The sequence below is a fragment of the Nocardioidaceae bacterium SCSIO 66511 genome, from assembly GCA_023100825.1.
Lineage (GTDB): Bacteria > Actinomycetota > Actinomycetes > Propionibacteriales > Nocardioidaceae > Solicola.
Map to the genome: position 1 here is coordinate 2,698,185 of CP095846.1, position 24,280 is coordinate 2,722,464.

Here is a 24,280-nt window from a genome sequence, read left to right on the forward strand (position 1 = left end):
TCACCCCAGGCCGTGGGTCACCACATCCGACGCCGGTACGAACGTCATGCGGTGGCCGGTCCACACCAGGTAGTACTTGCGCTTCCCGGAGACGACGGTGCGATCGCGCGGGATCGACCCATCGAAGCTCTGCGCGTAGTAGTAGTCCGTGCTCACCTTCGGGTTGGCGATGACGTACTCCTGCCCCTGGCGCAGCACGTACTCGATCGGCTCGACTTCCTGGTACGGGATCTTCTTGGGGTACGCCGAACGCTCGGGGTACGCCCGGCCGTAGGTGCGGGCGTACGCGCGGTTCTCCTTCACCGTCACAGTCGGCGCGGCGGCTCGCGCAACGACCGGCTTGTCCGCCGGGTTGTGGAGCCAGACCAGGTTGCCGGCCCACGAGACCTGCAGCCACTCACCGTCGACGTCGTTCACGACCAGCTGCGTACCTGCCGCCGCGCGTGCGCCGATGTCGTTGGAGGTGGTCGACGACTCGTTCTTGCCCGGGTTCCATCCCGCGTCGCGCGCCAGCGGCGCATCGTCGCTCGGCGACTGCCGCAGGTAGACGAAGTTCGTACCCGCATCGGGGTCGCAGGGGCCGGAGCCAGGTGACTGCTCCTCGCAGTCGGTGACCTCGTTCGTGTTGCCTTCGAATCCGGGTCGGACCGTCACGGTGTCTCCCGGCTGGATCGCGGCTGCGCGCTTGTTCGCCCGCTCGCCGCCGATCGGGGCACCGAGCAGATCGAAGTAGTGCTCCCAGTCCCAGTACGGCCCCGGGTCCCAGTGCATGGACTTGGTTCCGCCGGGAATCGTCCCCGGAACCGTGTCGTGGCCGAGGATGTGGCCGCGGTCGCGCGGGATGTCGTACTTGCGGGTCAGGTAGCGCACCAGATCGGCCGACTGCTGGTAGAGCGCCTCGGTGTACCACTCACCGTTGCCGGCCTTGCCCTCATGCTCGATACCGATCGAGTGGGCGTTGATGTACCAGTTGCCCGCCTGCCAGCCGACATCCTTGGGCTTGAGGTGCTGGGCGATGTGCCCGTCCTCGGAGCGGATCGTGTAGTTCCAGGACGCTCCGTACGCCGGGTCCTGGACGCCCGAGACCGCACTGTCGTACGTGCCCTCCGTGTCGTGGATGACGATGTACTGCAGCTTCGGCGCCTTCGGCCGCTTCGCCTTGTCGTGATTGCCGTAGCTGCTCGACGACGGGTCGGTCTCGTCGTCCGTGAGTTCGTACGCCGCCGGGATCCACTCACAGCCCAGGTCGTCCGGGCAGTCGACCTTCGCCTTCGCCTTGCTCGTGGACTCCGGCATGCGTACGTCCGGATGTCCGGGGAGCACGACCCGCTCCCCGTCGTTGGTCGTACGCCGGGTGCCCTCGCGCAGCGTCGTGTACACCTGCCGCGCGAACTGCGCGTCACCGCTCGACCCGTACCGGTCGACGGCCGGCCCCCAGGAGCCGAGCCCGGCCGAACCCTCCGGGCCGTACGACGCGATCACGGCGGCCGCACCGCACACGTTGGCGTTCGGATCGGACTTCAGCTCCGACTCCGACAGTCCGGTCAGCTCCGCCGCTTGCTGCAACGTGCCGTCGGCCACCGACGTACCGCGTGAGTCGTCGCCGCGGCCGTCCCAGCCGGCCTTCGCCGAGTCGACGAGGTGCATCGGACCGTAGCCGCCGGCAACGCTCGCCGACGACCCGTGGTCGTCCCAGCGGCTCTGCAGGTAGGAAACCGCGAGCAGGAGGTCCTCCGGAACGCCGGACGCATCGCTCGCGCGGGCGAACGCCTGTTGCCGGTCGCCTGCGGCCAACACGTCAGAACAGGCGATGCTGTCGTCGGGCGCGGACTGTTGCGTGGTGGCGACCGCCGAGGCTGTCGAGGCGGCAACGGCCGCGCAGGCGAGGCCGATGGTGATGCGAGACGGGATACGCATGGAGCTCCTTCACGAGGGACACTCGTTGTCTATCCCCTCAGGGGGTCACTCAAACGCGATCCGGCTCACAACCGCGGACGCAAACGCAAAACGGGCCGGCGTTCACCCGTGGTGAACGCCGGCCCGTTGCCGACAATGGCCGATCAGCCGCCGGTGAGCTTCTCGCGAAGCGCCTGCAGAGCTTCGTCCGAAGCCAGTGCTCCCTCGCTCGGCGAGGGGGCCGGCGACGACGAGGACGACGTCGACGAAGACGACCGCTGCGGACGCTGCGCCGGCTCGGCCGACTCGCCGCCCGAGGAGTACGAACCGGCTTCGCCGGCCTCGAGATCTGCCTTGGCGGCATCCTCGATCTGCTGCTTATGCGCCTCCCAGCGGGCGTGCGCCTGGGCGTACTGGTCTTCCCAGGTCGCCCGCTGCTCGTCGTAGCCCTCGAGCCACTCGCCCGTCTCCGGGTCGAAGCCCTCGGGGTAGATGTAGTTGCCGTCGTCGTCGTACGACGAGGTCATGCCGTACAACGTCGGATCGAACTCGTCGTCGGATGCAACCGCGGCCTCGTTCGCCTGCTTCAGCGAGAGCGAGATGCGGCGACGCTCGAGATCGATGTCGATGATCTTGACCATCGCATCGTCACCGACCTGCACGACCTGCTCGGGGATCTCCACGTGACGCTCGGCCAGCTCGGAGATGTGCACGAGGCCCTCGATGCCCTCCTCGACGCGTACGAACGCACCGAACGGGACGAGTTTGGTGACCTTGCCCGGCACGATCTGACCGATCTGGTGGGTCCGGGCGAAGTGCTGCCACGGATCCTCCTGCGTCGCCTTGAGCGACAGCGAAACCCGCTCGCGGTCGAGGTCGACGTCGAGAACCTCGACGGTGACCTCGTCGCCCACCTGGACGACCTCGCTCGGGTGGTCGATGTGCTTCCAGGACAGCTCGGAGACGTGCACCAGTCCGTCGACACCGCCGAGATCCACGAACGCACCGAAGTTGACGATCGAGGAGACGACGCCCTTGCGGACCTGACCCTTCTGCAGCTGGGTGAGGAAGTTCTGGCGAACCTCCGACTGGGTCTGCTCGAGCCACGCGCGACGCGACAGAACGACGTTGTTGCGGTTCTTGTCGAGCTCGATGATCTTCGCCTCGAGCTCCTGGCCGACGTACGGCTGGAGGTCGCGAACGCGACGCATCTCGACCAGCGAGGCCGGCAGGAAGCCGCGCAACCCGATGTCGAGGATCAGGCCGCCCTTGACGACCTCGATGACCGTGCCGGAGACGACACCGTCCTCGTCCTTGATCTTCTCGATCGTGCCCCAGGCCCGCTCGTACTGAGCGCGCTTCTTGGACAGGATCAGGCGGCCCTCCTTGTCCTCCTTCTGGAGAACCAGGGCCTCGACCTCGTCGCCCACCGAGACGACCTCTTGCGGGTCGACGTCGTGCTTGATCGACAGCTCGCGGGACGGAATGACACCTTCGGTCTTGTAGCCGATGTCGAGCAGGACTTCGTCCCGGTCGACCTTGACGATGGTGCCTTCGACGATGTCACCGTCGTTGAAGTACTTGATGGTCTTGTCAATGGCGGCGAGGAGTTCTTCCTCGGATCCGATGTCATTGACGGCGACCTGCGGAGTGGAAGGCGCCGGGGGTGCCTCGATGCTGCTCGTCATATGGTGGTGAGCTCCGATGGATGGATGTAGGTAGTGCCTGTGCGCAGGCAGACCTTTTTTCGCGAAATGCCGAGGGGTATGTTGCCCGACAGGGCGCGAGCAGTGCCTGCTCGGTCCGAGGCCATGCAGACTGACTACGCGGCGTCAAGACTACGCGGTCGCGGTTGCACGGGTCAACGCGGGTCCGTGCACGGTTATGCCCGTCTTTTCGCCGTCACGGCACCGGTGTGAGGAAGGCGGCGAGCGATGCGGCGTACGCCGGCACGTCGGCTGCTCCCATCAGCTCGCGGGCAGAGTGCATGGCGAGCTGGGCCGCGCCGACGTCGACCGTCGACAACCCGGTACGTGAAGCGGTGATCGGCCCGATGGTCGATCCGCACGGCAGGTCTGCCCGGTGTACGTAGCGCTGCATCGTCACGCCCGCCTGCTCGCAGGCCAGCGCGTACGCAGCGGTGCCCGCGGCATCCGAGGCGTAACGGAGATTCTGGTTGACCTTCAGAACCGGGCCGCCGCCGACTTGGATGCGATGCTCGGGCTCATGCCGGTCGGCGTAGTTGGGATGCGTTGCATGCGCCATATCACCCGATGCGCAGATCGATGCGGACATCGCCCGGAGGAACTCGTCGCGGCCGCCACCGGCGCTGAGCACGATGCGCTCGAGAGCGGTGCCGAGCAGATCGGACTGTGCACCGCGGTCGGACATGCTGCCGACCTCTTCGTGGTCGAACAGCGCGAGCACCGGAACCAGCCCCGGCGACGGATCGGAGACGGCGCTGAGCAACGCGTGCATTCCGGCGAAGCAGGTGCCCTGGTTGTCGAGCCGCGGAGCGCTGACCAGCTCGGCGTTCTGTCCGACGAGACAGCTCGGGTTCACGTCGTGGGTCATCAGCTCCCAGCCGAGCAGGTCGCCCGGCGCGACCGAGAGCTCCGCGGCGACGAACTCGCGTACCGACCCCTTCGTGGAACCGGCGCCCCAGACGGCGTCGAGATGACGCTGCGGATCCAGCTCGACAGCCTTGCGGTCGGCGGCGAGGTGGATAGCGAGCTGCGGCACCCGAAGGATCGGCCGGTCGACGTGCAGCAGTCGCTCCTCACTCCCCTGCCCGGCGCGTACGCTCACGCGCCCCGAGAGACCGAGGTCGCGGTCGAGCCAGGAGTTCAGCCAGGCACCGCCGTAGGGCTCGAGTCCGACGAGCCGCCAGCCGGCCCGAGTCAGGTCGGGATGCTGCTTGACCCGGAGGTTCGGGCTGTCGGTGTGTCCTCCGACCACCCGGAACGGCGTCGCGGCGCCGGTCGCGGCGAGCGTACTCCAGGCGACCAGAGAGCCGCCGCGGACGAGATAGTAGTTGCCGGGTGCGCTCGGCCAGGCGGATTGCTCGGCGACCCGGGTGAATCCCGCCTCCTCGAGTGCCGCTCCGACCGTGACACAGACGTGAAATGGCGACGGAGAGGCATCGACGAAGGAACACAGCTGCGCGGCGCTCGCCCGAGCCTCGAGTTGCATCGTCGCCTCCGTCCGCCGTACTTCCGTCGTGTTCGCCGCCGTGTCGCGAGCATGTTATCCGCCGGCGCCGGCGTTGAAACCCCGACCGGCGCCGCGGCGGTCAGTGCGCGGCGTCCTGCCAGGTACGCCCGAAGCCGACGGAGACGTCGAGCGGCACGGTCAGATCGGCCGCCGACGCCATCTGCTCGCGGACGAGGGTCTCGACCGGATCGTGCTCGTCGGCGGCGACCTCGATCACGAGCTCGTCATGCACCTGCAGCAGCATCCGCGACGACAGGTCGGACTGCTCCAGCGCCGAGTGCACGCCGAGCATCGCGACCTTGATGATGTCGGCCGCCGAACCCTGGATCGGGGCGTTCAGCGCCATCCGCTCGGCCATCTCCCGACGCTGCCGGTTGTCGCTCGTCAGATCGGGAAGGTACCGCCGGCGGCCGAGGATGGTTTCGGTGAAGCCAGTCTGTCGCGCTTCGTCGACGATGCCGCGCAGGTAGTCGCGGACACCACCGAAACGCTCGAAGTACTCCTCCATCAGACCCTGCGCCTCGCTCGTCTCGATGCCGAGCTGTTGGCTCAGCCCGTATGCGGAGAGGCCGTACGCGAGGCCGTAGTTCATCGCCTTGATCCGGCTGCGCATATGCGGCGTGATCTCGTCAGGTTCGACTGCGAATACGCGCGATGCCATGGCGGTGTGGAAGTCTTCGCCGGAGTTGAACGCCGCGATCAGGCCGGCATCCTCCGAAAGGTGCGCCATGATGCGCATCTCGATCTGGCTGTAGTCGGCCGTCAGCAGGTCCTGGTAGCCCTCGCCGACGCAGAACGCGCCACGGATGCGTCGCCCGGACTCGGTGCGGATCGGGATGTTCTGCAAGTTCGGGTCGGTCGAACTGAGCCGACCGGTCGCCGCGATCGTCTGGTTGTACGTCGTGTGGATCCGGCCGTCGCCGGCAACGGTCTTGCGCAGCCCTTCGACGGTCTGTCGTAGCCGGCTCACATCGCGATGAGTGAGCAGATGGGAGAGGAACGGATGCTCGGTCTTCTCGAACAACGACTGCAACGCATCGGCATCGGTCGTGTAGCCGGTCTTCGTACGCTTCGTCTTGGGCATGCCGAGCTCGTCGAACAGCACGACCTGCAGCTGTTTGGGCGAGCCGAGGTTGATCTGCTTGCCGATCACCGCGTACGCCTCGTCGGCCGCATCGCGTACGCGGGTCGCGAACTGCGACTCGAGCTCCTCGAGATCAGCGTCGTCGACCGCAATGCCGGTGTGCTCCATCTCGGCGAGCACACTGAGCAGCGGCAACTCGAGGTCGCGCAGCAGCTCTGCCGCGCCATGTCGCACCAAGTCTGCGTCGAGCTCGGCAGCCAGCTCGAGGGTCGCTCGGGCACGCACCATCGCGGCGTCGGCGCCGGCCTGCTCGCCGGTGTCGAGGGTCATCTGACCGGAGTCGTCGGAGTCGTCACTCAGCTCGCGACGCAGGTAGCGCAGTGTCAGGTCGGCGAGGTCGTACGACCGCTGGTCGGGTTTGACGAGGTACGCCGCGAGCGCCGTGTCATGCTCGACGCCGCGCAGCCCGAGGCCGCGCGCTCGCAGAGCGAGCATCGGACCCTTCGCGTCGTGCAGTGCCTTGGGCACCTCCGCGTCGCCGAGCCAGGCCGACAGAGCCTGCTCGTCGGCCGGATCGAGCTCGGCGACGTCGACCCATGCGGCCGGGCCCTTCGCCGTGGCGATCGCGACGGTACGTACGTCACCCGTGCCGGCGCCCCAGGTGCCCTCGACATGAACGCCCACCCGAGCACCGTCGCGGGCGTGCGAATCGAGCCACTCGCCAAGGGCGCCCGCGGCCGGGATCGTGCCGTCGATGTCGAAGCCATCGGTGGCGACGGGCTCATCGGCCGACAATGTCGAGAACAGCCGGTCGCGCAGGACCCGGAACTCGAGCCCGTCGAAGACTTCGTGGATCGCATCGCGGTCCCACGCGGTCAATGCGAGGTCGTCGGGACCGAGCGGAAGCTCGAGATCGCGTACGAGCGCGTTGATGCGACGGTTGCGAATGACATCGGACAGATGTTCGCGCAGCGAGTCGCCCGCCTTGCCCGGCACCTTGTCGACATCGCGCACGATGCCGTCGAGACCGTCGAACTTCGCGATCCACTTGGCCGCCGTCTTCGGGCCGACACCTGGCACGCCGGGCAGGTTGTCGCTCGTCTCACCGACCAGCGCCGCCACCTCGGGGTACTGCTCGGGCGCCACGCCGTACTTCTCCTCGACGGCCGTCGGCGTCATGCGCACCAGATCGGAGACGCCCTTGCGCGGGTAGAGCACCGTCGTGCGGTCGGTGACGAGCTGCAGCGCGTCACGGTCGCCGGTGCAGATCAGCACCTCGAAACCAGCCGCCTCGGCCTGTGTCGCGAGGGTGCCGATGATGTCGTCGGCCTCGTACCCCTCCTTCTCGATGCTGGAGATGGCCAACGCGTCGAGGACCTCCTTGACGAGCGAGACCTGCCCCTTGAACTCCGGGGGCGACGCAGAGCGGTTGCCTTTGTACTCGGCGTACTCCTCGACCCGGAACGTCTTGCGTGACACGTCGAAGGCGACCGCGACATGGGTCGGCGCCTCATCGCGCAGCACGTTGATCAGCATCGAAGTGAAGCCGTAGACGGCGTTGGTCGACTGACCTGTTGTCGTAGAGAAGTTCTCCACCGGGAGCGCGAAGAACGCGCGGTACGCGATCGAGTGACCGTCGATGAGCAGGAGGCGGTTCTGGGCTGCAGCGTTGTCCACGCACGCGAGCCTAACGGCGTGCTCCGACAGCCGGAACGCGCGTACGAGGTTGCGTCAGACCGATGAGCCGGGTTTGACCCGCGACTGCCTGCGCCGCATAGTGCGACGGAGTGCGATCAGCCGGCCGGTGACCTTCGAGCTCGTGGCGATGCCCGCGAACCGTGACCCGAGTGCGCTCACCTGCGCCGCGCGTACGACGGCGACCTGGCCGAATCCGATGCGGTTCAGGAACCTGTTGGCGTCGCGCGAGTCGGCCGGCGAGACGGCCATCATGACCTCGCAGTTGACCTCCTCGGCCCAGCGGACGCCGGCCGAGATGAGGGTGGACGCGATCAGCTTGCGGCGATGACGCGGTGCCACATGCAGATCGGTGACGACCGTGACCTTCTCGGTCTGGATCAGGGAGAGCAGCTGTCGGCGAATCGCGATCGCACCGACCACATCGCCGTCTCGCACGGCGACCAGGATCTTGCGATCGGGGTCGGCGAGCTGCTCGCTCAGCGCATCGGCGGCCTCGGCGACCGTCGGCTTGCGGTGAATACCGGAGGCGGTCTCGCTGTCGTACGACTCGACGTCGGCGACGTTGCACTGGTCCCAGACGTCGATCAGGGCCGCGGCGTCCTCGATCTCGGCGTCTCGCACCACGATGGGTACTCGCGACAACTTATGCGCTCCTCACACCTAGGGATCGGACGTTCACCGGGCCCCGCGGCTGACACACTACGCCCGAGGGGGTTCGACGTCACCCGCAGGTCGCAGGGTTCGCACGAGACGGCAGGAGGCCATGTGTTCAGGGGTGAGGGAACGGTCATCAACGTGGCCACCGTGCTGATCGGCTCCGGCATCGGCGTCGCCGTCGGCCATCGGTTACCGCAGCGTACGCGCAACGCGGTGACGGACGCGCTGGGACTCGTCACGCTGCTGATCGCGGCGCTGTCGGCCGTTGCGGTGACCGACGCGACGCTGACCTCCGCGGTCGGCCCCAACGCGCCGGTGCTGATCGTGCTCGGGTCGCTGCTGATCGGCGGCATCGCGGGTTCGCTCGCCGGCATCGAGATCCGGCTCGAGAAGTTCGGCGGCTGGCTGCAGGCCACCTTGAGCAGACGGCAGGCATCGGCCGAGCGTCTGCGCTTCATCGAGGGCTTCGTGACGGCGTCCCTGGTCTTCTGCGTCGGCCCGCTGACCGTCCTCGGCTCCCTCAATGACGGCCTCGGCAACGGCTCCGATCAGCTCGTACTCAAGTCCGTGCTCGACGGGTTCGCCTCGATCGCGTTCGCGGCCTCGCTCGGTATCGGGGTGATGGCCTCGGCGATCGCGGTGCTGGGCATCCAGGGGTCGCTCACCCTGGTCGGTCTTGCGCTCGGATCGTTCCTACCCGAGGCCCACCTGGCGGCATTGACGGCGACGGGCGGACTGCTGCTCGCCGGCGTCGGCATCCGATTGCTGCAGATCAAGGCCGTGCCAGTCGCCGATCTGCTCCCCGCGCTGATCGTCGCCCCGATCCTGACCCAGCTGGTCGTCCTCGTCCGATGAGCGCGGCTCCGCCGTCGTTGTGCAACGGTTACAACACGATCACCCGATCGACATCGCTGGCCGGACCTGAGCGGCTATGCTCCCGCACAGTCAAAGTTCGGGGAGGGTCCTGTGTACCCTCCCCCGTGCATGACCGGCCGACAACGACCACCCGACAGGAGCCTGATGTGCGACTGCGCATAGCAGCTGTCCTCGCACTCCTCATGGGAGCCTTACTCGTCAGCTGGGGGTCGGCGGCACATGCCGCTCCCGGCGAGACCGCGTCCGACAAGGGCAAAGGCCCTGAGACAGTCATCAGCGGCGTTCTACAGAACACCGCAGAGGGCAACGAGCCAGTCCCCGGCGTCACGATCCAGGTCACCACTGCTGACGGTGACACGCTGGAGACCGAGAGTGACGACGCCGGTCGCTACGAGATCAAGGTGCCTGCCACAGGCGAGACCAAGATCGAACTGGTCGAGGACACCCTGCCCGACGGCGTCAAGGTACGCGAGGGCATCCAGAACCCGCTGACCGTGACTCTCGACTCCGGGCGTCCGACGCTCTCGACGGTATTCGCGATCGGACCCGACAATCGCGACGTGCAGTCGTGGTACGACCGCGTGCCGCAGACGATCTGGGACGGCGCGTACTTCGGCGTCGTGCTCGCGCTCGGCGCGCTCGGCCTGTCGATGGTCTTCGGTACGACGGGCCTCACCAACTTCGCACACGGCGAGCTGGTGACCTTCGGCGCGATCATGACGTACGTCTTCAACGTCGCGATCGGCTGGCCGATCTGGATCGCCGGCCTGCTCGCGATGCTCACCGCGGCGATCTTCGGCTACCTGCAGGACACCTTCTTCTGGCGAAGACTCAGGCACAAAGGCACCGGTCTGATCGCGATGATGATCGTGTCGATCGGCTTGCAGTTCCTGCTTCGCAACACGTACCAGTACGGCACGGGCGGGCAGACGCTGAACTACGACGACTACATGACGCCGTCGGCGAACCAAGCACTCGGCGTCGACTACACGACCCGCGACATCGTCATTCTGGTGATCGCGATCGTGCTGCTGCTCTCGGTCACGCTCGCGCTGCAGAAGACGCGTATCGGCCGGGCGACACGGGCCGTCGCCGACAACCCCGCGCTCGCTGCATCGTCGGGTATCAACGTCGACCGGGTCATCACCGTCGTCTGGACGGTTGGCACGATGCTCGCCGGCGCGTGCGGTGTGATGCTCGGCTTCACCCAGTCGGTCAAGTTCGACCTCGGCGCCCAGGTGCTGCTGGTCATGTTCGCCGCGATCACCGTCGGCGGCCTCGGCTCGGTCTGGGGCGCCATCATCGGCTCGATCGTCGTCGGCGTCCTGATCGAGATGTCGACGCTGATCATCCCGGCAGAGCTCAAGATCGCAACCGCCCTTGGCATCCTCATCGTCGTCCTGCTGGTCCGGCCGCAAGGTCTGCTGGGCCGCAAGGACCGCGTGGGATGATCGGGAGAGGGAGAAACTGATGGACATTCTCGAGAACGCGCTCCAGGCGGCCGTCGGTACCTCGGCGATCTACTTCTGCCTCGCCGCGATCGGGCTCAACGTTCAGTTCGGCTACACCGGACTGATCAACTTCGGACAAGCCGGCTTCCTGGCACTCGGCGCGTACGGCCTCGCCGTCGCGATCGCCTCCTGGGGCCTTCCCTTCTTCGCCGGTATCGGGCTGGGTCTGGTGCTCAGCGCCCTACTCGCACTGCTTCTGGGTATTCCCACGCTGCGGCTACGGGCTGACTATCTGGCGATCGCCACCATCGCGGCCGCAGAGGTGCTCCGCCTGGTGCTCGGCGGCACGTGGAAGGACACCCTGGGCGGGCGTACCGGCATCAACGACTTCACGGAGTCGTTCTTCGCCGCGAACCCCTTCTCCGGCGGGTTCCTCGGTTTCCGCTCCGACGAACTGTGGGTGATGACGATCGGCTGGGGTCTCGTCGCACTGACCAGCGTGTTCGTGTGGCTGCTCGTCCGCTCGCCCTGGGGCCGAGTGCTCAAGGCGATCCGCGAGGACGAGGAGGCCGCACGAAGCCTCGGCAAGAACGTCTACGCCTACAAGATGCAGGCGCTTGTGCTCGGCGGCGTGATCGGCTGCCTCGGCGGTTTCATGATCGCCATCGCCCAGGACGCGGTGCAGCCGAACAGCTTCAACCTCGATATGACCTTCATCGTGTTCACGATGTTGATCCTCGGCGGCGCGGCCCGGGTGATCGGCCCGATCTTCGGAGCGATCGTCTTCTGGGGCCTGCTGTCCCTCGTCGACGGCATCCTGTCCGACCTGACCAGCGGCAGCAACCCGGTCATGCCGACCTGGCTGATGGACGGCCAGCAGGTGGGCCCGGTGCGGTTCATGCTGGTCGGCATCGTGTTGATGGTGCTGATGATCTACCGCCCGCAGGGAGTCTTCGGAGACCGGAAGGAGATCGCGCTCGATGCCCGCTGACGCACCGGCCCCCGAGCCGACCACGAACGCGACCGAATCGACAGAGCCGATCCTGGTCGTCGACAACGTCGTCCGCCGCTTCGGCGGTCTTACCGCCGTCGACGTCGACCACGTAGAAGTCCCGCGCGGCAAGATCACCGCGCTGATCGGCCCCAACGGAGCCGGTAAGACGACGTTCTTCAACCTGCTTACAGGCTTCGACCGGCCCGACACCGGCACCTGGACCTTCAAGGGGCAAGACCTGGCGGGCGTACCCGCGTACAAGGTCGCGCGCCTGGGCATGGTGCGTACGTTCCAGCTGACGAAGGTCCTCGCGAAGCTGCCCGTCATGGAGAACATGCGGTTGGCCGCGACGGATCAGCGCGGCGAACGCTTCTGGTCTGCTCCGTGGGCCGCTCTGTGGCGCAACCAGGAGAAGCTGGTCACCGAACAGGCGACCGAGCTGCTCGAGCGCTTCAAGCTCGGCGAGAAGGCCGACGACTTCGCCGGCTCCCTTTCGGGCGGTCAGCGCAAGCTGCTGGAGATGGCACGTGCCTTGATGGTCAACCCCGAGCTGGTGATGCTCGACGAGCCGATGGCCGGTGTCAACCCGGCGCTGAAGCAGTCGCTGCTCGGTCACGTCAAGTCGTTGCGCGAGGACGGCATGACGGTGCTCTTCGTCGAGCACGACATGGACATGGTCCGCGACATCTCCGACCACGTCATCGTGATGGCACAGGGCCGGATCGTCTCCGAGGGCAGCCCGGACGACGTGATGGGTGACCCGAGGGTCATCGACGCCTACCTCGGCGAGCACCACGACACCGACATCACCGAGGAACGCGAGGCCGCAGAGCTCGCCGACAAGATCGCCGATGCAACCGGCACGACCGAACATCTGGAGGGATGACCCATGAGTGAGCAGGAAGCAGCTGCCGTCGACTCACCGGATTTCGGCGAAGAGGCACAGCGGGAGCGCGACGCGCACCTCGCGGCCGCCGAGGGCGCGATCCTGCGTGCCGACGACCTGATCGCCGGTTACCTGCCCGGCGTCAACATCTTGAACCACACCGATCTGTACTGCCAGGAAGGCGAGCTGGTCGGCATCATCGGTCCCAACGGTGCGGGCAAGTCGACGCTGCTCAAGGCGTTGTTCGGCCTGGTAACGATCCACACCGGCAGCGTGACGCTGCGTGGCAAGGAAATCACCAACGAACGCGCAGACACCCTTGTCAGCAAGGGCATCGGGTTCGTACCACAGACCGAGAACGTCTTCCCGAGCCTGTCCATCGAAGAGAACCTGCAGATGGGCTGCTACCAGGCCCCCGACAAGTTCACCGAGCGTCTCGAGGTCGTCGGCGGCATCTTCCCCGCACTCATCGACCGCAAGTCTCAGCGCGCAGGTTCGCTGTCGGGCGGTGAGCGGCAGATGGTCGCGATGGGCCGTGCGCTGATGATGGATCCGTCGGTGCTGTTGCTCGATGAGCCGTCGGCCGGCCTCTCCCCTGCCCTGCAGGACGAGGTCTTCGTGCAAACCCGCGCGATCAACCGGGCCGGTGTCTCGGTGATCATGGTCGAGCAGAACGCCCGTCGCTGCCTGCAGATCTGCGACCGCGGCTACGTCCTCGACCAGGGCCGCAACGCCTACACGGCGCCGGGCCAGGATCTGATCAACGACCCCAAGGTGATCGAGTTGTACCTCGGCACATTGGCCAAAGCCGACTGAGCCCAGCCAAGAGGTCGGTCGACGCGCAAGCGTCGGCCGACCTTTTTGCTGTTGTCCGGGCCCGGCACGGTGTAACGGGTGGCGGTGGCCTACTTGTTCGGGCCGATGCCTGCCTGTTCCATCTCGGGGATGATCTTCTTCGTCTCGTCGAAGGCGATCAGCACGACCGCATCCGGGTCGGCCGATGCAACCTCGCTGACCTCGGCGGAGTAGTTCGGCGACTCGGGCGAGTACAGCACCTTCGCGACGACCTCGCCGCCCTGCTCGGTGAAGTACTTCTCCACGTTGTCGGCGAGCGCCTCACCGTAGGCCTCCTGACGCGCCATGATCGCGACGTTGGTGAAGCCGTCCTTGCCGAGCTGGTCAGCCATTACGCGGCCCTGCAGCACATCGGACGGAGCCGTACGGAAGTACAGGCCCTTGTCGTCCTTGGTGTCGAAGGCGGTCGACGTGTTCGCCGGCGAGATCTGCAGGACACCGGCGTTGGTGATCTGCTTGAGCACCGCGAGCGAGACGTCCGAGGACGCCGCACCGACGATCACGTCGGCATTCGCCGCGAGCAGCTTGTTGGCCTGCTCGGGGGCGATGTTCGGCGTACCGTCGCCTGAGTCGGCCTCGGTGATGGTGACGTCCTTGCCGAGGACGCCGCCGGCCTTGTTGATGTCTTCGATGGCGAGCTTGACGCCGGCCGTCTCGGGCGGCTCGAGGAATGCCAGGTCACCGGTCTGCGGCAACAGGGTGCCGACCTTGAACTGTCCGTCGCTCTTGCCCGTGCCCTGCACCTGCTGGCCCGCGCTCGGCTTCGGGCTCTCGGTCACCTCACCGGTGATGTAGTCGGTGTTGTGGAAGGTGTTGTCCTCGCCGTACTCGAAGATGCCGATGGTGGCGGCGGACGGGCTACCCGTGTCGTTGAAGTTGATCGGGCTGCTCACGCCTTCGTAGTCGATGTCCTCACCGTTGCCGATGAGGTCGGCGCACTCCTTGAACTCCTCGCATTTGGTACCGGGAGGGCCGGAGACCGCCTGCATCTCCTTTGCGATGGCCTTCGGGTCATCGGTGTCGGCCTGCACAGCGGAGAGCGCGGTGACGATCGTCGCGTCGTACGACTCGGGGCCGTACGTGTAGCTGTCGAGGCTCTTGTCGATCGTCAGCAGCCGCTTGCGGAAGTCGTCGCCGAGCTCGGCGCCCGGGTAGGTCGCCTTGACGCCCTTGAGCGTGCCGGGGTCGAAGTCCTTGCTGTAGTCGGCGGTGTTGCCGTCGACGAAGTAGACCTGCTTGTTGCTCGTGGTCTGGCCGGCGGCCGCGGCACTGCCGCCGCTGTCGTCGCCGCCGCTGTCGTCGCTGCCGCCGTCGTCATCGCCGCCACAAGCGGCGAGGACGAGTGCGGTCGCCGCGGCTACCGCCGCAAGCCGGACCGCGGTTGAGGGGCGTCTCATGGATCCTCCGGGGTTGTTGTCTCGGACGCGTACTCGCGCACACGGGCGCTCGACTGGCGACCGTTTCAGTGCCTAGAAACTAGCGCGGATTTGTCACGCACATGCATCGGTTACGCGATCGTCGTTCGATGTTGCGAAGTTGTGACCTCACGACATCAGCCGTCGGCGTCGCGATCCTCGCCGGCACCGTCTGCGATACCGGGTCCGTGGTCGACAACGCCTTGTGCAACGGCCTTCATGGACAGCCGAAGATCCATCGCGGTCTTCTGGATCCAGCGGAAGGCCTCGGGCTCGGTCAACGTCAGTGACTCTTGGAGTACGCCCTTGGCCCGATCGACGAGCTTGCGTGTCTCCAGCCGCTCGGTGAGGTCGTGCACCTCGTCCTCGAGCTGGTTGAGCTCGACGTACCGGCTCACGGCCATCTCGATCGCCGGTACGAGGTCGGTTTTGCTGAACGGCTTGACGAGGTACGCCATGGCGCCCGCATCGCGTGCACGCTCGACCAGCTCGCGCTGACTGAACGCCGTCAGCATCACCACCGGGGCGATCCGTTGCGACGCGATGCGCTCGGCCGCGGCTATCCCGTCGAGCTTGGGCATCTTGATGTCCATCACGACGAGATCGGGTCGTACGTCTTCGGCCAGTTGGACAGCCTGCTCTCCGTCGGCGGCCTGGCCGACGACGTCATAGCCCTCCTCGGAGAGCATCTCGGCGAGGTCGAGACGGATCAGCGCCTCGTCCTCCGCGATCACGACGCGACGGGTCGGGGCGGTGGATCCTGCTGGCATCGGCACGTGAGAAGGTTATCCCGCGCCGCTCCTTCGTATGCAAGGGGCGCCAGCCGGGTTGGCGGAATAGGCAGACGCGATGGTCTCAAAAACCATTGTCCGAAAGGACGTGCGGGTTCAAGTCCCGCACCCGGCACCGCTCTGAGTCGTCAGCGTTTACATCGTGGGTAGCTTGCCGCCACGCGCGAGCGGCGCATTGCAGATCGTCGGCGACATGACCTCCGCCGGGCTCCCCCATCCCGCGCACTGGTAGTCGGAGTGCCCGTACCAGTCGTGGCCGAACTCGTGCGCAGCGAGCAGTGCGTCATCGTTCACACCGCCCATGTACAAGGCGATCCGCTGCCCCTGGCCCCAGTTGCAGCCGACGACGTTCGAACCGCCACCACAGTCGGTGATGTAGCCGTTACGACATTCGACGGGCGTTCCGCCGCCCTCAGTCAGGCCGTTCCACGCGGCGGCACCTTGGCGGATCGCGGCGGCGTACGGCTCGCACGATGCCTCGAGGTGGAAGCTGCGGGCGTTCGGTGTGTCCCAGCCGGGCCTCGGCTCGGCGATCGTGACCGAGTCGGTCGTGACGTCATGGACGGCAGGTGCCGCTCCTGCCTGGGTGACAGTGCCGGCGAATGCCGCAGCGACGATCGCGCCGAGAATCCCGAGCCTTGCGAAGACGTGCTTGATCATGCCGATCTCCTTAGTACGTCCGGGAGACCGGGTACTCCGACGCCTCCCACCACAGAGGGCACGTACGACATACCCAGAATGGGCGGCGGATATGCGGAGTCGGTCGAACCGATCGTTATTCGGTCGACTCGTCGCCGCGGTACGCCGGTGCGATCTCGTTGATCGCGTCACCCATCCGATGAATACGAAGGGCGTTCGTCGAGCCCGGAATGCCCGGCGGGCTCCCGGCGACGATCACCACCTGCTCACCCTCGGTGCAGTGACCGCTCTCCAGCAGACTGCCGTCGACCTGGCGCACCATCATGTCGGTGTGCTCGACCTCGCGCGCCCAGAACGACTCCACGCCCCAGGTCATCGCCAGCTGCTCGCGTACGACCGGGTCGGTCGTGAACGCGATGACCGGCACCCGCGAGCGATAGCGGGTGGCCCGTCGCGCAGAGTCGCCGGACGTCGTGAACGCAACGAGGTACTTCGCCTCGACCGCCTCTGCCACCTCGGCCGCGGCCTTGCAGATCACGCCGCCGCGGGTACGCGGATGCCAGTCGATCGCGGCCATCTGCGAAAGCCCGTGGTCTTCGGTGGACTCTACGATCCGAGCCATCGTCTGCACGGTCTCGATCGGGTACTGCCCCACGCTGGTCTCACCCGACAGCATCACGGCGTCGGCGCCGTCGAGCACGGCGTTGGCGACGTCGGAGGCCTCGGCGCGCGTCGGGCGCGGTGAGGAGATCATCGACTCGAGCATCTGCGTCGCCACGATCACCGGCTTCGCATGCGTACGCGCTCGCTCGATGATCTTCTTCTGCACCAGGGGCACGACCTCGAGCGGAAGCTCAACGCCGAGGTCTCCGCGTGCGACCATGAAACCGTCGAAGACGTCGATGATCTCCTCGAGGTTCTCGACCGCCTGCGGCTTCTCGATCTTGGCGATCACAGGCCGGAGCACGTCTTCTTCGCGCATGATGTTGCGTACGTCTTCGGCGTCCGCGGCGTTGCGTACGAACGACAGTGCGACGAAGTCGACTCCCGTACGCAGCGCCCACCGCAGGTCGCTCACGTCCTTATCGGACATCGCCGGCACGCTGACCTGTACGCCGGGCAGGTTGATGCCCTTGTGGTCGCTGACGGTGCCGCGGACCTCGACCTCCGTCTCGACCTCGGTGTCGGTGACCTTCGTCGCCCGCAGGCGCACCTGCCCGTCGTCGATCAGGATCTCGTCGCCAGGGTCGACGTCGCCGGGGAGTCCCTTGTACGTCGTCGAGCAGAACCCCGCGCTGCCTGTGACGTCGGCGACCGAGATGGTGAAGGTGTCACCTGGCTCGAGGGTCTGCGGCCCGTCGGCGAACGTACCGAGTCGGATCTTGGGGCCCTGCAGATCGGCGACGATGGCTATTGCCTTGCCGGTCTCCTTGCTCGCAGCGCGGACATGCGCGTACGAACGCGAGTGGTCATCGGTCGTGCCGTGGCTCAGGTTGAGCCGTGCAACGTCCATGCCCGCTCGCGCAAGCGCGAGGATGTCCTCGTACGAACTGGTTGCTGGGCCGAGAGTGCAAACGATCTTTGCTCTACGCACGCCACCACCCTAGGGGTTACCGGCCAGTCACCGGAAATTGTTCGCGGAAGAAACAAACCAGATTTCTCAACCTGGCCTTCACACGGCGAGCGGGCGCGCCGTCGGCGGGATCGGAGCGGGTAGTCCGCTCGTGCCCCCCAGGTAGGTGTCGACGCCGGCTGCACAAGAGCGCCCTTCGGCGAGCGCCCACACGATCAACGACTGGCCGCGCCCCGCATCGCCTGCGACGAACACGCCTTCGACGCTGGTCATGTACTCCTTGTCGCGCGCGACGTTGCCGCGTTCGTCGAGGTCGACTCCGAGCTGCTCGAGCAGACCCTCGCGCTGGGGTCCGGTGAACCCCATCGCGAACAACACCAGTTGAGCGGGGATCTCGCGTTCGGTGCCCTCGACCTCGGTCACCTTGCCGTCGACGAACTCGACCTCGACGATCCGCAGTGCCCGTACGTTCCCGTCGTCGTCGCCGAGGAACTCCTTCGTCGACACGGAGTACGTACGCTCGCCCCCCTCCTCATGGGCGGAGGCGACCCGATAGATCATCGGGTACGTGGGCCAGGGCTGGTTGTCCGGCCGGTCGTCCGACGGTCGGGGCATGATCTCCAGCTGGGTGACCGAGCGTGCGCCCTGTCGGGTTGCCGTACCGAGACAGTCCGCCCCGGTGTCACCACCGCCGATGATCACGACGTCCTTGCCCGTGGCGGTGATCTGATCGGTCACATCTTCGCCGAGCGAGGCGCGGTTCGACTGTGGCAGGTACTCCATCGCCTGGTGGATGCCGGACAGCTGCCGGCCCGGCACTGGGAGATCGCGGCGTACGGTCGAACCGATCGCCAACACGACGGCGTCGTAGCGCTCGCGAAGCGCCTGCCCGGTCAGCGTTTCGCCGACCGCGACGCCCGAACGGAACACCGTGCCCTCGCGCCGCATCTGGTCGATCCGCCGGTCGACCTGGACCTTCTCCATCTTGAACTCCGGGATGCCGTACCGCAGCAGCCCGCCGGGCTTGTCATCACGCTCGTACACCGCGACCGTGTGCCCGGCCCGGGTCAGCTGCTGTGCGGCCGCGAGTCCGGCGGGCCCGGACCCGATGACGGCAACGGTCTTGCCGGTCAGCCACTCCGGCGGCTCGGCCCGGACGAGTCCTTGGTCCCACGCCTTGTCGATGATCGCGACCTCGACGTTCTTGATCGTCACGGGATCGCGGTTGATGCCGACGACACATGCCGTCTCACACGGCGCCGGGCACAGCCGACCTGTGAACTCCGGGAAGTTGTTCGTCGCATGGAGGCGTTCGATCGCGCCCTCCCAATCGTCACGCCAGACGAGATCGTTCCACTCCGGGATGAGGTTGCCGAGCGGGCATCCGCTGTGGCAGAACGGGATGCCGCAGTCCATGCAGCGTCCCGCCTGCTCGGTGATGATCGGCAGCAGCGCACGCCCGGGCCCGCCAGGGTAGACCTCCTGCCAATCCTGCACGCGTTCGTCGACGGGGCGCCGCTCCGCAACCTCGCGCGGCGTATGCATGAATGCCTTCGGGTCAGCCATTGATCGCGGCCTCCATCATCTTCGCCGTGGTGTCGTCGTCGCTCAATCCGCCTTGTCTGGCTGCGTCTTGAGCCTCCAGCACCTTGCGGTACGTGACCGGGATGATTCGGGTGAACCGCGTCAGGCTCGCGCTCCAGTCAGCGAGCAGCGCCTCGGCCACCGTCGAACCCGTCTCTTCCTGATGACGTTGTACGAGAGCACGTAGCTCCTCTGCCTCGTCGGCTCGCAACGGGCTCAGCTCGACGAGCCCCGGGTTGACCCGCTGCTCGTCCAGATCGAGCACGTACGCGGTGCCTCCGCTCATGCCGGCCGCGAAGTTGCGGCCGGTTGCGCCGAGCACGACGGCGATGCCGCCGGTCATGTACTCGCATCCGTGGTCACCGACACCTTCGACGACCGCTGTCGCACCCGAGTTGCGTACGCAGAACCGCTCGCCGACCCGCCCGCGTACGAACATCTCGCCGGCGGTCGCGCCGTAGCCGATCACGTTGCCGGCGATGATCTGCTCCGAAGCTTCGAACGTCGATGCGCGATCGGGCCGGACGACGAGCCGGCCGCCGGACAATCCCTTGCCCAGATAGTCGTTGGTGTCGCCCTCGAGACGCAGCGTGATGCCGTTCGGCACGTACGCGCCGAACGACTGCCCCGCCGACCCGGTGAACGTGATGTCGATCGTGTCGTCCGCCAGACCTTCGCCACGATGCCGCTTAGTGACCTCGTGACCGAGCATCGTGCCGACAGTGCGGTTGACGTTGCGGATCGGCAGCTGCGCGCGTACCGGGTCGCCGTTGTCGAGAGCGTCGTACGAGAGCGCGATCAGCTCGTTGTCGAGGGCGCGTTCGAGACCATGATCTTGACCGCGCGTACGTCGCAAGGATGCGCCGTCGGCCACCTCCGGCTTGTACAAGATCGGCGAGAGGTCAAGCCCGCTTGCCTTCCAGTGCTTCACTGCGCGTCGAGCGTCGAGCGTGTCGACCTGGCCGATCGCCTCGTCGAGCGAGCGGAATCCGAGCTCGGCCAGCAGCTCGCGTACCTCTTGGGCGATGTACTCGAAGAACGTCACGACGAACTCGGCCTTACCGCTGTACTTCTCTCGCAGGGCACGGTTCTGGGTGGCGACACCGACCGGGCAGGTGTCCAGATGACAGACCCGCATCATGATGCAGCCACTCACAACGAGCGGAGCGGTCGCGAAGCCGTACTCCTCCGCGCCGAGCAGCGCGGCCACGACCACGTCACGACCGGTCTTGAGCTGCCCGTCTGCCTGAACCACGATGCGGTCACGAAGACCGTTGAGCAACAGGGTCTGCTGCGTCTCCGCGAGACCGAGCTCCCACGGACCGCCCGCATGTTTTAGCGAGGTGAGCGGCGACGCGCCCGTACCTCCGTCGTGACCGGAGATGAGCACGACGTCGGCGTGCGCTTTGGACACACCGGCCGCGACTGTGCCGACGCCCGTCTCCGAGACCAGCTTGACGTGTACGCGCGCCATCGGGTTCGCGTTCTTGAGATCGTGGATGAGCTGCTTGATGTCCTCGATCGAGTAGATGTCGTGGTGCGGTGGCGGCGAGATCAGCCCGACGCCCGGTGTCGAGTGCCGCGTCTTCGCCACCCACGGATAGACCTTGTGGCCGGGCAGCTGACCGCCCTCGCCGGGTTTCGCGCCCTGCGCGATCTTGATCTGCAGATCGTCGGCGTTCGTGAGGTACTCCGCTGTGACGCCGAACCGACCCGACGCAACCTGCTTTATCGCGCTCCGGCGCACCGGATCGTAGAGACGCTCGGAGTCTTCCCCGCCCTCGCCGGTGTTGGACTTCGCACCGAGCCGGTTCATCGCCACGGCGAGCGTCTCGTGCGCTTCCTGGCTGATCGAGCCGTACGACATGGCGCCCGTCGAGAAGCGTTTGACGATCTCACTGACCGGTTCGACCTCGTCGATCGGCACTGGCTCACGTACCCCGTCGCGGAATTGCAGCAGCCCGCGCAGCGTCATCAGCCGCTCGGACTGGTCGTCTACCAGCTTCGTGTACTGCTTGAAGATGTCGTAGCGGCCGGTGCGCGTCGAGTGCTGCAATCGGAACACGGTGTCCGGGTCGAACAGATGGGGAGCTCCGTCGCGTCGCCACTGGTACTCGCCACCGATCTCGAGCTGGCGCCGGATCAGCGGGATACCGTCGGTCGGGTACGCCTGTGCGTGCCTCGCGCGTACCTCTTCGGCGATGACGTCGAGCTCGATCCCGCCGAGCCGAGACGAGGTACCGGTGAAGTACTCGTCGACGAGACTCTGCGACAGCCCGATCGCCTCGAAGATCTGGGCACCCATGTACGACGCAACCGTCGAGACACCCATCTTGCTCATCACCTTGAGCACGCCCTTGCCCAACGCATGCACGAGGTTGCGCACCGCCTGCTCGGGCTCGATGCCGCTCAGGCGTACGCCCGATCGGGCGAGGTCTTCGGCGCTCTCCATCGCGAGGTACGGGTTGACCGCCGAGGCGCCGTAGCCCATCAGCAACGCGACATGGTGCACTTCGCGTACGTCTCCGGCCTCGACCACCATCGCGACCTGCGTGCGGGTCTTCTCACGTACGAGATGGTGATGCACCGCGCCGGTGAGCAGCAGCGACGGGATCGGCGCAAGCTCCGACGTCGCATGCCGATCGGACAGCACGATGATGCGCGCGCCGTTCGTGATGGCGTCGGACACCTCGTGCCTGATTTCGTCGAGGCGCTCCTCGAGCGCGTCACCGTCACCAGCAACGCGGTAAAGGCCTTGCACGACGTACGACTCGAAACCGGGCAGATCACCGTCGCGGTTGATGTGGATGATCTTGGCCAGCTCGTCATTGTCGATCACCGGGAACGGCAGCTGCACCATGCGGCACGACGCCGCGCTGGGGTCGACCAGATTGCGCTCGGGCCCGATCATCCCCGCGAGCGACGTGACCATCTCCTCGCGAATCGCGTCGAGAGGCGGATTCGTCACCTGTGCGAACTGCTGACTGAAGTAGTCGAAGAGCTGTCGCGGCCGGGCCGATAGGGCCGCGATCGGGGTGTCCGTGCCCATCGACCCGATCGGTTCGGCGGCTGTCTGCGCCATCGGCGCGACGAGTACGCGCAACTCCTCCTCAGTATAGCCGAACAGCTGCTGGCGGCGTTTGACCGAGGCAGGTGTATGCACGATGTGCTCCCGCTCGGGGAGGTCCTCGAAGCGGATGAGCCCGGAGTACAGCCACTCGTCGTACGGGTTCGCGGTGGCGAGCTCGGTCTTGATCTCATCGTCCTCGACGATGCGATGCTCCTGCAGGTCGGCGAGGAACATCCGTCCCGGTTCGAGGCGCCCCTTTCGTACGATCGACGCAGGGTCGAGATCGAGTACGCCGGTCTCCGAAGCGAGCACCACCAGACCGTCGTCGGTGACCCAGAAGCGCCCGGGACGCAGTCCGTTGCGGTCGAGCACGGCGCCGATCTGGTTGCCGTCGGTGAACACGACACATGCCGGGCCGTCCCACGGCTCCATCACCGCGGAGTGGAACTCATAGAACGCGCGGCGCCGCGGATCCATCTCCGGCTGGTTCTCCCATGCCTCCGGGATCATCATCATCACCGCGTGCGGGAGGCTCCGACCGCCCAGATGAAGCAGCTCCAGCACCTCGTCGAACGACGCCGAGTCGCTCGCCTCGTCGCTGCAGATCGGGAACAGCCGACTCAGATCGCCTGGGATGAGGTCGCTGTCCAGCATCGCCTCGCGCGCACGCATCCAGTTCCGGTTACCGCGCGCGGTGTTGATCTCGCCGTTGTGCGCAATGAACCGGAACGGGTGTGCGAGCGGCCAGCTCGGGAACGTGTTGGTCGAGAAACGGCTGTGCACCACCGCCAGCGCCGACGCAATCCGTTCGTCTCGCAGGTCGGGATAGAAGCCATCGAGCTGCTCGGTCGTCAGCATTCCCTTGTACGTAAGGGTTCGCGCCGACAGCGACGGGAAGTAGACGCCGAGCTCGTGCTCCGCCCGGCGCCGCAGACAGAATGCCTGCCGGTCGAGCGCAATACCGGTCACCCGGCCCGCTCCCCCGGTGACGAACAGCTGCGAGATCGTCGGCATACAGTCGGCCGCCGTCGCCCCGAGGATGCCGGGCTCGGTCGGCACCTCACGCCATCCGACGACCCGCAGCGACTCCTCTTCGGCGAGACTCTCGACTGCGAGCCGGGCCTTCGCGGCATCGGCCTCGTCGGCGGGCAGGAACGCCAGCCCGACCGCGTACGCGCCTCTCGGCGGCAGGTCGAAGTCGACCGCACCACGCAGGAACGTATCGGGGATCTGCATCAGGATGCCCGCGCCGTCGCCGGAGTCGGGTTCGGCGCCCGAGGCGCCGCGATGATCGAGATTGCGTAGCGCCGTCAGCGCCTTGTCGACGATGTCGTGGGTCGCATCGCCCGAGAGGGTCGCGACGAACGCAACGCCACACGCGTCATGCTCGTACGCGGGGTCGTAGAGCCCAACGGCTCGGCGAGATGCATGCATGGGCACCGCTCCTGTCGTCTGGGATCGAGATGCGGAGAGAATGTCCGTCATCGTGGTGGGACGACATTGGCCCAAGCCCATCCAGATTACATGACCGTACGACCCAGTCGCCAAATCGGCTCCCGCGTCGTTGGGGCTGCTTCCCCGATCCTTGGGTTGACACC

Annotated in this window: 16 protein-coding genes and 1 tRNA gene; 6 read left to right on the forward strand and 11 right to left on the reverse strand. The window is 66.6% G+C overall.

The features are described from left to right. The 5 genes from MU582_12675 to MU582_12695 form a co-directional block, all read right to left on the reverse strand. Nucleotides 1–1,917, reverse strand: a complete 1,917-nt coding sequence (locus tag MU582_12675) for an N-acetylmuramoyl-L-alanine amidase (protein UPK73295.1) — start codon at nt 1,915–1,917, stop codon at nt 1–3. A gap of 143 nt (nt 1,918–2,060) precedes the next feature. Beyond that, a complete protein-coding gene (gene rpsA, locus MU582_12680; GenBank protein ID UPK73296.1) occupies nt 2,061–3,584 on the reverse strand; it encodes a 30S ribosomal protein S1 in 1,524 nt (507 codons plus the stop codon). 214 nt (nt 3,585–3,798) lie between these two features. Then, on the reverse strand, nt 3,799–5,088 hold the full coding sequence (locus MU582_12685) for a M18 family aminopeptidase (protein UPK73297.1): 1,290 nt from the start codon (nt 5,086–5,088) through the stop codon (nt 3,799–3,801). Nucleotides 5,089–5,188: 100 nt separating this feature from the next. After that, nucleotides 5,189–7,870, reverse strand: coding sequence for a DNA polymerase I (gene polA / locus MU582_12690; GenBank protein UPK73298.1), 2,682 nt, complete (start codon nt 7,868–7,870; stop codon nt 5,189–5,191). Nucleotides 7,871–7,924: 54 nt separating this feature from the next. Then, nucleotides 7,925–8,533: a GNAT family N-acetyltransferase gene (locus MU582_12695; GenBank protein ID UPK73299.1), complete on the reverse strand. Its 609-nt coding sequence runs from the start codon at nt 8,531–8,533 to the stop codon at nt 7,925–7,927. Nucleotides 8,534–8,686: 153 nt separating this feature from the next. On the opposite strand from MU582_12695, the gene MU582_12700 reads away from it, so the two are divergent. The 5 genes from MU582_12700 (at nt 8,687) to MU582_12720 (ending at nt 13,571) form a co-directional block, all read left to right on the forward strand. Continuing rightward, a complete protein-coding gene (locus MU582_12700) occupies nt 8,687–9,403 on the forward strand; it encodes a DUF554 domain-containing protein (protein UPK73300.1) in 717 nt (238 codons plus the stop codon). Between the two features lie 203 nt (nt 9,404–9,606). After that, complete coding sequence (locus tag MU582_12705; protein UPK73301.1) at nt 9,607–10,875, forward strand: branched-chain amino acid ABC transporter permease; 1,269 nt, start codon at nt 9,607–9,609, stop codon at nt 10,873–10,875. 19 nt (nt 10,876–10,894) lie between these two features. Further along, entirely contained in the window at nt 10,895–11,866 is a 972-nt protein-coding gene (locus tag MU582_12710) for a branched-chain amino acid ABC transporter permease (protein UPK73302.1), read from the forward strand. Further along, entirely contained in the window at nt 11,856–12,755 is a 900-nt protein-coding gene (locus MU582_12715) for an ABC transporter ATP-binding protein (protein UPK73303.1), read from the forward strand. The genes MU582_12710 and MU582_12715 overlap by 11 nt, the downstream gene beginning before the upstream one ends. Nucleotides 12,756–12,758: 3 nt before the next feature. Beyond that, nucleotides 12,759–13,571 carry an ABC transporter ATP-binding protein gene (locus MU582_12720; GenBank protein ID UPK73304.1) on the forward strand — a complete coding sequence of 271 codons (813 nt, stop codon included), beginning with the start codon at nt 12,759–12,761 and terminating at the stop codon, nt 13,569–13,571. Nucleotides 13,572–13,660: 89 nt separating this feature from the next. Here the strand turns inward: MU582_12720 and MU582_12725 are convergent, their stop codons facing one another. Together MU582_12725 and MU582_12730 are read right to left on the reverse strand one after the other, a co-directional pair. Beyond that, nucleotides 13,661–15,007 (reverse strand): DUF1871 family protein, encoded by a 1,347-nt coding sequence (locus MU582_12725; protein ID UPK73305.1) that lies wholly within the window; start codon nt 15,005–15,007, stop codon nt 13,661–13,663. A gap of 155 nt (nt 15,008–15,162) precedes the next feature. After that, nucleotides 15,163–15,795 (reverse strand): response regulator, encoded by a 633-nt coding sequence (locus MU582_12730; protein UPK77166.1) that lies wholly within the window; start codon nt 15,793–15,795, stop codon nt 15,163–15,165. A 52-nt stretch (nt 15,796–15,847) separates the two neighbouring features. Here MU582_12730 and MU582_12735 point away from each other — a divergent pair. Then, nucleotides 15,848–15,931, forward strand: a tRNA-Leu gene (locus MU582_12735). 20 nt (nt 15,932–15,951) lie between these two features. Here MU582_12735 and MU582_12740 read toward each other — a convergent pair. The 4 genes from MU582_12740 to gltB form a co-directional block, all read right to left on the reverse strand. Next, on the reverse strand, nt 15,952–16,476 hold the full coding sequence (locus tag MU582_12740; protein ID UPK73306.1) for a hypothetical protein: 525 nt from the start codon (nt 16,474–16,476) through the stop codon (nt 15,952–15,954). A 115-nt stretch (nt 16,477–16,591) separates the two neighbouring features. Continuing rightward, on the reverse strand, nt 16,592–18,049 hold the full coding sequence (gene pyk / locus MU582_12745) for a pyruvate kinase (protein ID UPK73307.1): 1,458 nt from the start codon (nt 18,047–18,049) through the stop codon (nt 16,592–16,594). Nucleotides 18,050–18,127: 78 nt separating this feature from the next. Then, nucleotides 18,128–19,594 (reverse strand): glutamate synthase subunit beta, encoded by a 1,467-nt coding sequence (locus MU582_12750; protein ID UPK73308.1) that lies wholly within the window; start codon nt 19,592–19,594, stop codon nt 18,128–18,130. After that, nucleotides 19,587–24,116: a glutamate synthase large subunit gene (gene gltB, locus MU582_12755; GenBank protein ID UPK73309.1), complete on the reverse strand. Its 4,530-nt coding sequence runs from the start codon at nt 24,114–24,116 to the stop codon at nt 19,587–19,589. The genes MU582_12750 and gltB overlap by 8 nt, the downstream gene beginning before the upstream one ends. Between the last annotated feature and the right edge of the window lie 164 nt (nt 24,117–24,280).

What these genes read in the sequence shown, in the direction of transcription:
- MU582_12710 (UPK73302.1), top strand. Translation starts at nt 10,895, where the DNA reads ATGGACATTCTCGAGAACGCGCTCCAGGCGGCCGTCGGTACCTCGGCG.
- MU582_12730 (UPK77166.1), bottom strand. Translation starts at nt 15,795, where the DNA reads ATGCCAGCAGGATCCACCGCCCCGACCCGTCGCGTCGTGATCGCGGAG.
- MU582_12720 (UPK73304.1), top strand. Translation starts at nt 12,759, where the DNA reads ATGAGTGAGCAGGAAGCAGCTGCCGTCGACTCACCGGATTTCGGCGAA.
- MU582_12750 (UPK73308.1), bottom strand. Translation starts at nt 19,594, where the DNA reads ATGGCTGACCCGAAGGCATTCATGCATACGCCGCGCGAGGTTGCGGAG.
- MU582_12675 (UPK73295.1), bottom strand. Translation starts at nt 1,917, where the DNA reads ATGCGTATCCCGTCTCGCATCACCATCGGCCTCGCCTGCGCGGCCGTT.
- rpsA (UPK73296.1), bottom strand. Translation starts at nt 3,584, where the DNA reads ATGACGAGCAGCATCGAGGCACCCCCGGCGCCTTCCACTCCGCAGGTC.
- MU582_12725 (UPK73305.1), bottom strand. Translation starts at nt 15,007, where the DNA reads ATGAGACGCCCCTCAACCGCGGTCCGGCTTGCGGCGGTAGCCGCGGCG.
- MU582_12715 (UPK73303.1), top strand. Translation starts at nt 11,856, where the DNA reads ATGCCCGCTGACGCACCGGCCCCCGAGCCGACCACGAACGCGACCGAA.
- MU582_12740 (UPK73306.1), bottom strand. Translation starts at nt 16,476, where the DNA reads ATGATCAAGCACGTCTTCGCAAGGCTCGGGATTCTCGGCGCGATCGTC.
- MU582_12705 (UPK73301.1), top strand. Translation starts at nt 9,607, where the DNA reads ATGGGAGCCTTACTCGTCAGCTGGGGGTCGGCGGCACATGCCGCTCCC.
- gltB (UPK73309.1), bottom strand. Translation starts at nt 24,116, where the DNA reads ATGCATGCATCTCGCCGAGCCGTTGGGCTCTACGACCCCGCGTACGAG.
- MU582_12685 (UPK73297.1), bottom strand. Translation starts at nt 5,088, where the DNA reads ATGCAACTCGAGGCTCGGGCGAGCGCCGCGCAGCTGTGTTCCTTCGTC.